The organism is Rhizobium sp. SU303, from assembly GCF_021052345.1.
Classification (GTDB): Bacteria; Pseudomonadota; Alphaproteobacteria; order Rhizobiales; family Rhizobiaceae; genus Rhizobium; species Rhizobium laguerreae.
This window is the reverse complement of record NZ_CP088099.1, coordinates 174,161-186,666: the sequence shown is the minus strand read 5'-3', so window position 1 is coordinate 186,666 and position 12,506 is coordinate 174,161. Positions and strand designations below refer to the sequence as shown.

The following is a 12,506-nucleotide window of genomic DNA, read 5'->3' as shown; positions in this document are numbered from 1 at the left end:
GACTCTTCGTGCGGCGGAAACGCAATCGTATCGAGGAGGAATTCCATCAGAACTCGACGGTCCTGTTGTCGAAGCTCAACCGCGCGGGCTCAAACTCCTTTTCGCCCGTCTTGGGATCGAACGCATCGCTTTCGCCCGGCATCAGTTCAAGGGGCCAGATGATGTTGCCCCCATCGCCTGGATAGAACTCCCGATAGACCGGCATGTTGGCGAGAAGCATCCGGCCGAGCGCTACACCGAGATCGTAGAGCGAGATGCGGAAGCAGCTCAGCGACGGCTGCAGGAACCGTGCGCGCGGAGCGTCGCGGAAGCCGATCACCGCAAGGTCGCGGCCGGGCATGACGCCCGATTCCATCAGGCGGCGGTAAAGGCCGATCGCCATCAGCTCGTAGATCAGGATCACCGCCGTCGGCCGCTCTTCGAGCAGCAGCAACTCATGGGCCGCCTGATATCCGCCCTGTTCGCTCGACCTGACGCGGATGACGAGCGACGGATCGAAAGGAATATCGTGCCGCTCGAGCGCCCGGCGATAGCTTTCGATAAAGAGATAGCCGAGGTTGGCCTCGCTCGACGGCGCGGTGATCGCGATCCGGCGGTGGCCCAGCGCGATCAGCCGCTCGACGGCATGGTCGGCCACGCCCTCGAAATCGAGATCGATCCATGGAAAATTGCTGGCCGAAAGGCTGCGGCCGAGCGCGACGAAGGGAATCTTCGCCCGTGAGAGAAAGTCGATGCGCCGGTCGACGCGCTGCGTGTCCGAGATGATCATCGCATCGACGATGCGCCGCGCCACCATCCGCTTCAGATATTCGTGCGGGTCCTCGTCGCTCGGGCAGGGCAACATGAGGAGGTCGAGCTTGTGGCGGGCAAAGACGCTCTGCAGGCCGCTGGTGACACCGAGGAAGAAGTTGTCGGCGTTCTCGACCGTCTCCTTGCTGGATTCGATCATCAACCCGATGACCTTCGTCTCCCCCTGCCTCAGGCTCCGTCCAGACTGGTTGGCGACATAGCCGAGTTCCTCGGCCGCCGCCAGCACGCGCCGGCGGGTTTCCTGATTGACATCGGGCTTGCCGTTCAGCGCGCGGGAGACCGTGCCGATCGAGATATTCAAGTGTTCGGCAAGCTGGCGAATCCCCTTCATCGCTGACGATTTTCCCCGGAGCATGATGCCGAAAAGTGTGCACGGTTTTCGGACGACATCATGCTCCTTTTCTATAATTCAGATCCGTCCGGATCTGGGCCCGTAGTTTCCCATTTGGCGTCTATTGACACCGCAAAATGTTTTCGCCTACAGTCGTAAACGTTTACGGAGTGCGTGTCACGAGGAGAGTTGACACCGTTCCCCTGGAGGAAATCGTGAAATTCAGTGCCATTCTGTGCGGGTGCGGAGCTATGTCCAAAGGTTGGTTGCGCGCCATCGCTTCCAATCCTCTGCTGGCCGACTCCATCACCATCGTCGGCCTCGTCGACCTGAACCGGGAGACGGCGGAAAAGCTTGCCGCGGAATTCGGCCTTGATGGCGCCGTCATCGGTTCGGACCTGTCCGACGTCATCGCGGCCACGAAGGCCGACCTGGTCTTCGACATCGTCATTCCGGCTGCGCGCTACGACGTCGTTTCCACCGCACTCAAGGCCGGCTGCCATGTGCTCAGCGAAAAGCCGATGGCGGCCTCGCTTGCCGAGGGTGCCGCGCTGGTCGATCTTGCCGCCGAGACCGGCCGCATCCACGCCGTCATCCAGAACCGCCGCTTCATATCAGGCGTCAGGCGCCTTCGCCGCTTCGTCGAAAGCGGCGCGATCGGCGAACTCACCGGCATCCATTGCGACTTCTTCCTGGCGCCGCATTTCGGCGGCTTCCGCGAAGAGATGGACAACGTCCTGCTTCTCGACATGGCGATCCACACTTTCGATGCGGCCCGCTACGTCGCCGACAGGAAGCCGCTTGCCGTCTATTGCGTCGAGCGCAATCCGAAGGGTTCGTGGTACCGGCACGGCGCCTCGGCCAATGCCATCTTCGAATTTTCCGACGACATCGTCTTCACCTATCGCGGCTCCTGGTGCGCCGAGGGCGAGCGCACCAGCTGGGAAAGCCAGTGGCGCCTCGTCGGCTCGAAGGGAATGCTCACCTGGAATGGGGAAGAGAGTTTCAAGGCGACCATCGCCGGTGAAGAGCCCGGCCTTTTGCGTGGGCACGCTGCCGTAAACGTTCCGGGTCCGGAGCATGACGAGGAGACCCATGGTCACGCCAGCGTCATCGCCGACTTCATCGCGGCGATCGGCACCGGCAAACGGCCCGAGACGGTCAATTCCGACAATATCCGAAGCCTTGCCATGGTCTTCGGCGCGATCGAAAGCGCCAAGACGGGCAGGCGCGTCGAAATTTCAGCATAGGATGACGTGACGTGAGCAACCCTGCAAAATCCATTCGTATCGGCACCATGGTCAGCGGCAACAAGGGCGATGCCGCAACCCGCATCGGCGAGATCGCCGGCATGGGCTTCGAAAGCTTCGAACCCTTCTTCTGGCAGACGACCAAGGGCCAGGACCTTGCCGAACTCGGCAAGCGCTGCCTCGATGCGATCGGCGACCGCGACATCACCATCTCGACGCTCGGCATGTTCGGCAATCCGCTGGAAGAGACCGCGATCGACCTCGAGACGCTGCAGGGCTGGAAGGACTGCATCGACAATGCTCATCACTTCGGCGCCACCTGCGTTGCCGGCTTCACCGGCCGCATCCGCGGCAAGCCGCTGACCGACAGCCTGCCTCGCTACAAGCAGATCTGGAGCGAGCTTGCCAAGCGCGCCGCCGACAAGGGCATCAAGATCGCTTTCGAGAATTGCGCCATGGACGGCAACTGGGCGACCGGCGACTGGAATATCGCGCATAATCCCGACGCCTGGGAACTGATGTTCAACGAGACGCCTGACGATAATATCGGGCTGGAGTGGGAGCCGTGCCATCAGATGGTCTATCTGATCGACCCTTTGCCGCAGATCCGCAAATGGGCGCATAAGTTCTTCCACGTCCACGGCAAGGACGCGACCATCCGCTGGGAGGTTATCAAGGAACACGGCATCTTCGGCAAGGAGAAGTTCGTCTTCATGCGCACGCCGGGCTTCGGCGACAGCAACTGGACCGACATCATTTCCGAGCTGCGCCTTGCCGGCTGGTCGGGCTCCATCGATATCGAAGGCTGGCACGACCCGGTCTATCGCGACGCGCTTGAAATGACCGGCCAGGTCTATGCGCTCAACCACCTCAAGCATGCCCGGGGCGGCGAATTCGTCGTCGATCCGGTCTGATGATATCGTGGCCGGCAAAGAGGAATTGCCGGAAACGGGGATAACCACAAAGGAGGAGAACCATGGCTATCCGCAAATATGCAATTCTGGGCGCTCTGGCGCTTGCAGGCATCTCGCTCACCGGCCTTTCGGCCAGGGCCGAAGACGTCACGCTGACGCTCTGGTCGCTGGACAGGGACATCCAGCCGGCGCCGAACCTCGTCAAGGAGTTCAACGCCCAGAACAACGGCATCAAGATCGAATACCGGCTGATCCAGTTCGACGACGTCGTCACCGAGGCCATGCGCGCCTATGCAACCGGCCAGGCGCCCGACATCATCGCCGTCGACAATCCGGAGCATGCGCTGTTCTCGTCGCGCGGCGCCTTCCTCGACCTCACCGACATGATCTCCAAGTCGACGGTCATCAAGCCGGCAAACTATTTCCCCGGACCGCTGAAATCCGTGGAGTGGGACGGCAAGTATTTTGGCGTGCCGAAGGCGACGAACACGATCGCGCTCTACTACAACAAGGACATGTTCAAGGCGAAGGGCCTCGATCCGAACAAGCCACCGCAGACCTGGGACGAGCTCGTCGAGGATGCGCGCAAGCTGACCGACCCTGCCAAGAACGTCTACGGTCTCGCCTTCTCGGCCAAGGCCAATGAGGAAGGCACCTTCCAGTTCCTTCCCTGGGCTCAGATGGGCGGCGGCAGCTATGAGAACATCAATGCCGAAGGCGCGGTGAAGGCGCTTGAGGTCTGGAAGACGATCATGGACGAGAAGCTCGCTTCTCCGGATACGCTGACGCGCGGCCAGTGGGATTCGACCGGCACCTTCAACTCGGGCAATGCGGCAATGGCGATCTCGGGTCCGTGGGAGCTCGACCGCATGAGCCAGGAAGCGAAGTTCGACTGGGGCGTCACATTGCTTCCGGTTCCCAAGGAAGGCGCTGAACGCTCCTCGGCCATGGGCGACTTCAACTGGGCGATCTTCTCCACCAGCAAACATCCGGCCGAAGCCTTCAAGGCGCTCGAATATTTCGCCTCGCAAGACGACAAGATGTTCAAGAATTTCGGCCAGCTTCCGGCGCGCTCCGACATTTCGATCCCGGAAACCGGCCAGCCGCTGAAGGATGCCGCCCTCAAGGTCTTCCTTGAACAGCTGAAATACGCCAAGCCGCGCGGCCCGCATCCGCAATGGCCGAAGATCTCCAAGGCGATCCAGGACGCTATCCAGGCAGCACTGACCGGCCAGATGAGCCCGAAAGACGCGCTCGACCAGGCAGCCGACAAGATCAAGGCAGTATTAGGCTAGTTGGCGTCGAGCCAGCCTCTTGCTCCCTCTTCTCCCCAGCGGGAGAAGATGCCCAAAGGGCAGATGAGGGTGTGAGGAGCGACAGCGATGAATGTTCTGAACGCAAGTGAAGAACAGCAGACGCCGAGTTCGCTGCCCCTCATCCGGCTGCCGCCACCTTCTCCCCGCTGGGGAGAAGGGGATCCACCGATGGCTCAACAGCCATCCAACCATTTCCTCCCGGCAGGGGCCGTCTTCCGCATCATGCGCCAGGCGGCCCCGTTCGGAGTATCGGAGGACCCATGAAGAGGATCCTGATGAGCGTCAGGGACGGCCGCGGTTTCGATATCGTGCTGGTCGCTTTCCCGCTCGGTTTTCTGTTCCTGATGGCGGGGCTGCCGCTGATCTACAATGTCGTGATGAGCTTCCAAGAGGTCGACATGTTCAGCCTCGGGACCTTCTCGCGTCCCTTCGTCGGCTTCAAGAATTACACCGACCTCTTCGCGCAGCCGGAAACGCTGCCGATCCTCTACAACACCGTCATCTTCGTCGTTGGCTCCATCGCCGGCCAGTTCCTGATCGGCTTCGGCCTGGCGCTGTTCTTCTGGGTCAATTTTCCCGGCGCCTCATGGATGCGCGGCCTGTTTCTGGTCTCCTGGGTGATGCCCGGCCTTGTCGTCGGCGCCATCTGGAACTGGATTCTCTCCGGCGATTTCGGCGTGTTGAATTTCATTCTGAAGGAAAGCGGCATCATCTCCGGCAACATCTTCTGGCGCTCGGACCCGCATTATTCGCTCTATGCCGTCATCATCGCCAATGTCTGGCTCGGCACCTCGTTCAACATGATCCTGCTTTCCGTCGGTCTTGCAGGCATTCCGGCCGACCTCTACGAAGCGGCCGAACTCGACGGCGCCAATGTCTGGCAGCGCTTCTGGACGATCACGCTGCCGATGATGCGCTCGACCATCGGCGCCATCATCGCGCTCGGCCTGATCTTCACGCTGCAGCAGTTCGATCTTTTCGCCGCCATCACCTCAGGCGGGCCGAACAACTCGTCGAACGTCACGCAATATTGGGCCTGGGATCTCTCCTTCCGCCAATACGATTTCGCCAAGGGCGCAACGATCTCCGTCATCATGATCGTCTTCGTCATGTTCGCATCCGTCGTCTATGTCCGGTCCACACGCCACGAGGTGCGCGGATGAATACGACGAACCGCGACCGGCTGATGCTCGCAATATCGATCGTCATGGCGGCGATCTATCTCTTCCCGCTCTACTGGATGTACATCACCGCGCTGAAAAGCGGCTCGGAGATGTTCGCGACGCCGCCGAGCTTCTGGCCGGCAGCACCCCAATGGGGCACCTATACCTATGTCTGGGAAAGCCGCGACATGGGCCGCTACCTCTGGAACTCACTGGTCATCGCTCTGGGTTCCATGGCGCTGATCACCGTGCTCGGCGTCGGCTGCGCCTATGTGCTCGCCAGATACCGCAACGTCTGGGTGGATATCGGCCTGTTCCTGATCCTGATGCTGCAGGTCCTACCGGCCTCGCTGATGATCACGCCGATCTTCGTCGGCTTCTCGCAGATCGGCCTGCTTTCCACTCCGCGCCTTGCCGTCATCATTGCGGTCGCGGCAAAGAGCATGCCCTTTTTCGTCATCCTGGTGCGCGCCACCTTCATGAGCGTTCCCCAGGAACTGGAGGAGGCAGCACTCGTCGACGGCAATTCGCGCGTCGGCGCCTTTTTCAATATCGTGCTGCCGCTCGCTCGCAACGGTATCCTGGTCAGCGCCATCCTGATCTTCATGCAGGCCTTCGGCGAATTCGTCTATTCAAAGTCGATGATCCAGGCGGCCGAGCTTCAGCCGGCAAGCGTCGGCCTCAATTCCTTCATGGGGCCGAACACCAACGAGTGGAACAACATCATGGCCTACGCCACGATGTATGTGACGCCGATCCTTGCCATCTTCGTTCTCTTGCAGCGCCGCATCGTATCCGGCCTCACCTCTGGAGCCCTCAAATGACCACACAGATCGAGCTCAGAGGCGTCAACAAATATTACGGCGCCTTCCACGCCCTGAAGAATATCGACCTCTCGATCGCCAAGGGCACTTTCGTTGCGCTCGTCGGCCCGTCCGGCTGCGGCAAGTCCACGCTGCTGCGCTCGCTTGCCGGCCTCGAAAGCATTTCGTCGGGCGATCTCAGGATCGCCGGCGAGCTGATGAACGGCGTGCCGCCGCGCAAGCGCGACGTCGCCATGGTGTTCCAGTCCTATGCGCTCTATCCACATATGACGGTCGAGGAGAACCTGACCTACAGCCTGCGCATCCGCGGCATCGCCAAGGCCGAGGCCAAGAAGGCCGCCGAGGACGTGGCGGCGACGACAGGTCTTTCGCATCTCCTGAAGCGCTATCCGCGCGAGCTTTCCGGCGGCCAGCGCCAGCGCGTCGCCATGAGCCGCGCCATCATCCGCCACCCCAAGGCCTTTCTGTTCGACGAGCCGCTGTCCAACCTCGATGCGGCGCTGCGCGTCCACATGCGCAAGGAAATCCGGTCGCTGCACGACCGGCTGCACGCAACCTTCGTCTACGTCACGCACGACCAGGTCGAAGCGATGACGATGGCCGACCATGTGGTGGTGATGCGCGACGGCATCATCGAACAGCAGGGCGCGCCGCTTGATCTCTACGACCGGCCGGCGAACCGGTTCGTCGCCGGTTTCATTGGTTCGCCGGCCATGAATTTCATTCCCGCGATTGCCGCGGAAGGCGGCAAGAGCCTCATCCTGGATTTCGGCGCAGTGAAGCAGACGCTTGCAATCACCCGCGCCATCGAGCCCGGACGTAAGCTCGTCGCGGGCATCCGGCCGGAGCATATCGGCGTCGTCGAGCCCGGGCATGGCAGCTTCGATGTACCGATCGCCTTCGTCGAATCGACCGGCTCGTCAACCTTCATCGTCGCGGCGACGGAGCCGGAGCTGACGATCGTCGAGACGCGGCGCGACAGGGTCAAAGCGGGAGACATGATCGGACTTTCGATCGATCCGGGCCAGATCCATCTCTTCGACGCGTCGACGAATCACCTGGTATAAGCTCATTCGAGCAGCCGGTCGGGCAGGGGTTTCAGCGGGTAGGCCTGCCAGAAGAAGGTGTCGGCGGCCGCCTGATCATAGGAGAAGTTGCGCGCCTCTTTGATCTTGCCGTTCTCGATGCGGAAGGCGAGCACCCAGATGGTGTCGACATTGGCCAGGCCGTCTCGTCCCGACCAGCCGCGATGCATGTCGATCACCCAGTACTCGTCGGCCGTCAACGCGATCAGCTCGGCGCCGAAACCGGCCTTGCCCAGCTGCTGGAAGAATGCCGCCACTTCTTCCTTGCCGCGTTTGACGCCGGCCAGCGGATGATGGCCGGGAATGTGCCATTCGATATCGTCGGCGAAGAACGCGGCGACACGGCTCATGTCGCCGCTGCCGTAGGCGGCGTAGTAGTCGGTGATGACCTTGCGGTTTTCTTCCGGGCTTGCGGCTATGACGGTTCCTCCGGAAAAGAGTGCGACTGAAACGAAGAGTGCTCGAACGAGCGATGGTCTGCGCATGCGGATCTCCTTGAAGGTATATTGGAATGAGAGTGGCAGGCCGGATCAGCCCGGCTGCCCGGCGCGTTCCGCGGCCCTGTTGACCAGAGCCCGGTCGCCGGTCTCGTGGGCGGGCGTCATCACCAGCCGGGAGACTTTCCAGGTGCCGTCGATCTTGGTGAGGTCATATCGATAATGTCCCATCAGTACCCAGCTCTCCGCGCCGATCCGATGGACTGCCTGGAAATCGGCCTCGGCCACCGCTGTCGGGCCGGCACTTTCGATGATGGCGTGGTTGCTGACGAGATGCAGCGTGCGATCGAAGCCCGGCAGAAAGGCAGACCATTGCCGGATGACGGCTTCGGCCGGCTGGGTGGTCGGCTCGCCGCCCCAGAGGCCGGTATAATCCAGCGTCACCGTGTCGGCGAAGGCGCCGCGCACGCGGTCCCACTCGTGGCGGTCGGCGCCAGCGGCAATGTCGGTAATGGTATCGATGATGGCCGCGCGGTCGTCGGCACCGATCGATTCGGCACTGGCGGTGAATGACGCCAGCAAGACGCCGGCGGCAGCTGTGAGCATGAGGGTTTTCATGGTCATCTCCTTGTCAGGTATCAGGAGCCTTTGTTGATCCGTTCGAAATGCGCAGCCGCGGCATCGGTCGCCCGCGTGACATCCTCGGGATTGTCGTAGAAATCGAATTGGGTAACACCGTCGAGCCAGATCTCGGAGGCGTCGCCGCGCAGGCGCGCGAAAAAGGCACGTGCGCCTTGGGGGATGGCCGCTGCTTCCGAGTGGACGATCAGTGTCGGCTTGTCAAGCCGGTCACCGGTCGCAACCGAATCATAGGTCAGCCACGGCTCCCAGGAGGCGAGATTGAACTTGTTGTCATATTGCGGGATGAGGCCGCGAGTGGGTTCGGTATAGTAGGGAATCTGGTACATCAGCGCCGTGCTGTCGTCGGTGCTTGCGGCGACGATCACCCGGGGCTGGCCGCTACGCTCGGCTTCCTCAGCCTCGCGGGATGAGGTGATCAACCTGGAGACGCCGTCCGCACCGCCATAGACCTGCTCGACGATCGCTTTGTCATGCAGCCACGGCGCCACCAGCGATATGGCGGTGAAATCGGGATTGCCCGAGGCCGCCGCCGCCATATAGCCGGCGGAGGCGCAGATGCCGAGGCCGGCGATCTTGCCGGCGTCGATTTCCGGCAGCGTCGTCATGTAGTCGGCCGCCGCTACGATATCGTCGGTCTTGGCCGCCGGATCCTCCTTGAAGCGGATATTGCCGCCGGACTGGCCCCAGCCGCGGAAATCGAAGGCGAGGGCGACGAAGCCGCGCTCGGCCATCTCTTCTGCGTAAAGGCCGGACATCTGCTCCTTGATCGAGGTCCAGGCGCCGGTCACCAGAACGCCGGGGCGTTTTTCGTCGGCCTTGTAGTCGGCCGGGAGATAGAGCATGCCGGCAAGCGTCACTCCATCATTCTGGAAGGAGACGGAACGCGTCTCGATGCCGGCCGCAAAGGCCGTCGAATGCAGCAAGGCCACGCCAATTGCAGAAAGGGTAGATAGTCTCATCGAAGGTCTCCTCGCCGTCATCGCCGGTTTCATTCAGATACGAGGAGGAGTTTCGCAGCATCGGCGCGCAGGCGCCGGAGCGATTCTTGGCATTTGCTATGTGTTTATTGGCATTCTGGGTCGGAGCGCTATCGTCTGCGAAACGCTGCCGGCGTGAGCCCTGTACTGCGCCTGAAATGCCGACCGAAGCGGGACACGTCGTCATAACCCACGCGGATGGCGACGGCGGCAACCGGAACGCCCGTGGTCCTGAGCAGCACCTTGGCCCGTTCCATTCGCTCCCGGATGACATATTGTAGCGGCGACGTGCCGAGCGCAGCGGTGAAGATGCGCACGAAATGGAACCGGCTCATTGCCGCTTCGGAAGCCATGTCGTCAAGGGAAAGATCCTCGGCGAGATTGTCGTGGATATATGCCAGTGCACGGCGCAGCCGCCGGTCCTCGACCCCAATGGATGACAGCGGGGCAGGCGAGAGCAGCTGGGCCAGATGGGCTGCAACCGCAAGGTTCATCGTATCGCGATAGAGGGATTGCGGCACATCCCGCAGAGAGGCGGCGTGGCGGACGAACTGAACCAGCAGCGGATCGAGGCTACCGACGACGGGATTGAAGTCGGCTTTCTCGAAACCGACATCGTCGAGCAAGGCATCCGACAGATCCACTCTCAGAAACGAGAGCGCATCGTCATATTCGCAGGTGCCTGATGAACCGGCTGGCAGAATCCAGCCGTCACCGGCACGCAGCGGCACGACCCGCTTGCGATCGGAGCCGACCGCGATCCGATGCCGATCCTGATCAACCAGGAATAGGCCGACGGCCAGCCGGGAAATCGCGAACGCGCCACCGCCCGCCGGCAGATCCAGCCTGCCCGCCGTCAACCAGTCTTTCCCCGAGCCTGCTCGCGATCCGCTCATGGAGATGATCTAATTTCTCGCGCCGAAAATTCAATCAGGCAGCGTCGGCTGTTTCGGCGCGGGAAAGCAACTTTCATGGGCCGCAAGATGGAGAAAACCGATAGCGGGGCGCCGGAGGAATTGCCTCATACGCGTTGAACGGCTTTTGTGTCGCAAATATTACAGTTTTGCGGCGTTCCGGAATAAAAGCGAAGAAACCCACGATCCGTTCAATGTCATAGAACTTTGAAAAAGTGGTCATCGCGCTGAAATAATCGCGGTTCAAACAGCCCCGCACAAGTGGGGCTCCATGCGAAAGAAAAACGTTCTACTCATCGTCGTTGACCAATGGCGAGCCGATTTCGTTCCGCACGTTCTGCGTGACGACGGGAAAAACGATTTCCTGAAGACGCCTAATCTCGACCGGCTCTGCCGCGAGGGCGTGACCTTCAGGAACCATGTGACGACCTGCGTTCCCTGCGGTCCGGCCCGCGCGAGCCTGCTTACCGGCCTCTATCTGATGAACCATCGCGCCGTGCAGAACACGGTGCCGCTCGACCAGCGCCACCTCAACCTCGGCAAGGCGTTGCGCGGCGTCGGCTACGATCCGGCGCTGATCGGCTATACGACGACGGTGCCGGATCCGCGCACCACTTCGTCGAACGATCCGCGCTTCACGGTGCTCGGCGACATGATGGACGGTTTCCATTCGGTCGGCGCCTTCGAGCCCAATATGGAGGGTTATTTCGGCTGGGTGGCACAGAACGGCTTTGAGCTGCCGGAGCATCGTCCTGATATCTGGCTGCCCGAGGGCGGGGACGCCGTTGCCGGCGCCACCGACCGTCCGTCACGCATCCCTAAGGAATTTTCGGACTCGACCTTCTTCACCGAGCGGGCGCTGACCTATCTCAAGGGTCGCGACGGCAAGCCCTTCTTCCTGCATCTCGGTTATTACCGGCCGCATCCGCCCTTCGTCGCCTCCGCTCCCTATCACGCCATGTACCGGCCGGAAGACATGCCGGCGCCGATCCGCGCGGCCAGCCCGGATATCGAGGCTGCACAACATCCGCTGATGAAATTCTATGTCGACAGCATCCGCCGCGGCTCCTTCTTCCAAGGCGCCGAAGGGTCGGGCGCAACGCTCGACGAAGCGGAACTGCGCCAGATGCGCGCGACCTATTGCGGCCTGATCACCGAGGTCGACGATTGCCTTGGTCGAGTCTTCGACTATCTCGACGACACCGGACAGTGGGACGATACGCTGATCATCTTCACCAGCGACCACGGCGAGCAGCTCGGCGATCATCACCTGCTCGGCAAGATCGGCTACAACGATCCGAGCTTCCGCATTCCGCTCGTCATCAAGGACGCCGGCGAAAATGCCCGCGCCGGCGCGATCGAAAGCGGCTTCACCGAGAGCATCGACGTCATGCCGACCATTCTCGACTGGCTCGGCGGCAAGATCCCACACGCCTGTGACGGCCTGTCGCTGCTGCCTTTCCTGAGCGAGGGCCGGCCGCAGGATTGGCGCACTGAGCTGCACTACGAATACGACTTCCGCGACGTCTATTATTCCGAGCCGCAAAGTTTTCTCGGCCTCGGCATGAATGATTGCAGCCTCTGCGTCATCCGGGACGAGCGATACAAATACGCTCATTTCGCAGCGCTGCCGCCGCTGTTCTTCGATCTGCAGCACGATCCGAACGAATTCACCAATCTCGCCGACGATCCGGCCTATGCCGCGCTCGTGCGGAACTATGCGCAGAAGGCGCTCTCCTGGCGCCTGAAACATGCCGACAGAACCCTGACCCATTATCGCTCCGGTCCCGAAGGCCTGATCGAACGCAGCCATTGATCCGACTTACCAGAGAACCCAAGGAGA

Annotated in this window: 12 protein-coding genes; 7 read left to right on the top strand and 5 right to left on the bottom strand. The window is 61.6% G+C overall.

The window, feature by feature from the left end; all coding sequences use genetic code 11:
- Positions 1-46 precede the first annotated feature (46 nt).
- On the bottom strand, positions 47-1,141 hold the full coding sequence (locus RlegSU303_RS33850) for a substrate-binding domain-containing protein (RefSeq protein WP_131719461.1): 1,095 nt from the start codon (positions 1,139-1,141) through the stop codon (positions 47-49).
- Positions 1,142-1,356: 215 nt separating this feature from the next.
- Between RlegSU303_RS33850 and RlegSU303_RS33845 the strand changes: the two genes are divergently transcribed.
- From RlegSU303_RS33845 to RlegSU303_RS33820, 6 genes are all read left to right on the top strand, one after another.
- Positions 1,357-2,391, top strand: coding sequence for a Gfo/Idh/MocA family protein (locus RlegSU303_RS33845; RefSeq protein WP_017957464.1), 1,035 nt, complete (start codon positions 1,357-1,359; stop codon positions 2,389-2,391).
- Between the two features lie 11 nt (positions 2,392-2,402).
- Positions 2,403-3,305, top strand: coding sequence for a sugar phosphate isomerase/epimerase family protein (locus RlegSU303_RS33840; protein ID WP_017957465.1), 903 nt, complete (start codon positions 2,403-2,405; stop codon positions 3,303-3,305).
- A 62-nt stretch (positions 3,306-3,367) separates the two neighbouring features.
- The gene (locus RlegSU303_RS33835) at positions 3,368-4,600 is read left to right on the top strand and encodes an ABC transporter substrate-binding protein (RefSeq protein ID WP_017957466.1); all 1,233 of its coding nucleotides are present in this window, start codon (positions 3,368-3,370) and stop codon (positions 4,598-4,600) included.
- A 281-nt stretch (positions 4,601-4,881) separates the two neighbouring features.
- Positions 4,882-5,784 (top strand): carbohydrate ABC transporter permease, encoded by a 903-nt coding sequence (locus RlegSU303_RS33830; RefSeq protein WP_003552007.1) that lies wholly within the window; start codon positions 4,882-4,884, stop codon positions 5,782-5,784.
- A complete protein-coding gene (locus tag RlegSU303_RS33825; protein WP_017957468.1) occupies positions 5,781-6,608 on the top strand; it encodes a carbohydrate ABC transporter permease in 828 nt (275 codons plus the stop codon). Before RlegSU303_RS33830 ends, RlegSU303_RS33825 begins: the two co-directional genes overlap by 4 nt.
- On the top strand, positions 6,605-7,675 hold the full coding sequence (locus RlegSU303_RS33820) for an ABC transporter ATP-binding protein (RefSeq protein WP_094088994.1): 1,071 nt from the start codon (positions 6,605-6,607) through the stop codon (positions 7,673-7,675). Before RlegSU303_RS33825 ends, RlegSU303_RS33820 begins: the two co-directional genes overlap by 4 nt.
- 2 nt (positions 7,676-7,677) lie before the next feature.
- Here the strand turns inward: RlegSU303_RS33820 and RlegSU303_RS33815 are convergent, their stop codons facing one another.
- The 4 genes from RlegSU303_RS33815 to RlegSU303_RS33800 all read right to left on the bottom strand — a co-directional run bounded on the left by RlegSU303_RS33815 (position 7,678) and on the right by RlegSU303_RS33800 (position 10,645).
- Positions 7,678-8,178 (bottom strand): nuclear transport factor 2 family protein, encoded by a 501-nt coding sequence (locus RlegSU303_RS33815; protein WP_131643618.1) that lies wholly within the window; start codon positions 8,176-8,178, stop codon positions 7,678-7,680.
- A 45-nt stretch (positions 8,179-8,223) separates the two neighbouring features.
- Complete coding sequence (locus RlegSU303_RS33810) at positions 8,224-8,748, bottom strand: nuclear transport factor 2 family protein (RefSeq protein WP_131643619.1); 525 nt, start codon at positions 8,746-8,748, stop codon at positions 8,224-8,226.
- A gap of 20 nt (positions 8,749-8,768) precedes the next feature.
- Positions 8,769-9,731, bottom strand: a complete 963-nt coding sequence (locus RlegSU303_RS33805) for an alpha/beta hydrolase (protein ID WP_131719462.1) — start codon at positions 9,729-9,731, stop codon at positions 8,769-8,771.
- 128 nt (positions 9,732-9,859) lie between these two features.
- Positions 9,860-10,645: a helix-turn-helix domain-containing protein gene (locus tag RlegSU303_RS33800; RefSeq protein WP_231284153.1), complete on the bottom strand. Its 786-nt coding sequence runs from the start codon at positions 10,643-10,645 to the stop codon at positions 9,860-9,862.
- A gap of 289 nt (positions 10,646-10,934) precedes the next feature.
- On the opposite strand from RlegSU303_RS33800, the gene pehA reads away from it, so the two are divergent.
- Positions 10,935-12,479 (top strand): phosphoric/sulfuric ester hydrolase PehA, encoded by a 1,545-nt coding sequence (gene pehA / locus RlegSU303_RS33795; protein WP_131719463.1) that lies wholly within the window; start codon positions 10,935-10,937, stop codon positions 12,477-12,479.
- The last annotated feature ends 27 nt before the right edge of the window (positions 12,480-12,506 follow it).

Bases quoted from the DNA above. Each gene is read 5' to 3' on its own strand.
- RlegSU303_RS33815 (WP_131643618.1), bottom strand. From the start codon at position 8,178: ATGCGCAGACCATCGCTCGTTCGAGCACTCTTCGTTTCAGTCGCACTC.
- RlegSU303_RS33820 (WP_094088994.1), top strand. From the start codon at position 6,605: ATGACCACACAGATCGAGCTCAGAGGCGTCAACAAATATTACGGCGCC.
- RlegSU303_RS33810 (WP_131643619.1), bottom strand. From the start codon at position 8,748: ATGAAAACCCTCATGCTCACAGCTGCCGCCGGCGTCTTGCTGGCGTCA.
- RlegSU303_RS33850 (WP_131719461.1), bottom strand. From the start codon at position 1,141: ATGAAGGGGATTCGCCAGCTTGCCGAACACTTGAATATCTCGATCGGC.
- RlegSU303_RS33825 (WP_017957468.1), top strand. From the start codon at position 5,781: ATGAATACGACGAACCGCGACCGGCTGATGCTCGCAATATCGATCGTC.
- RlegSU303_RS33835 (WP_017957466.1), top strand. From the start codon at position 3,368: ATGGCTATCCGCAAATATGCAATTCTGGGCGCTCTGGCGCTTGCAGGC.
- RlegSU303_RS33800 (WP_231284153.1), bottom strand. From the start codon at position 10,645: ATGAGCGGATCGCGAGCAGGCTCGGGGAAAGACTGGTTGACGGCGGGC.
- RlegSU303_RS33805 (WP_131719462.1), bottom strand. From the start codon at position 9,731: ATGAGACTATCTACCCTTTCTGCAATTGGCGTGGCCTTGCTGCATTCG.
- pehA (WP_131719463.1), top strand. From the start codon at position 10,935: ATGCGAAAGAAAAACGTTCTACTCATCGTCGTTGACCAATGGCGAGCC.
- RlegSU303_RS33830 (WP_003552007.1), top strand. From the start codon at position 4,882: ATGAAGAGGATCCTGATGAGCGTCAGGGACGGCCGCGGTTTCGATATC.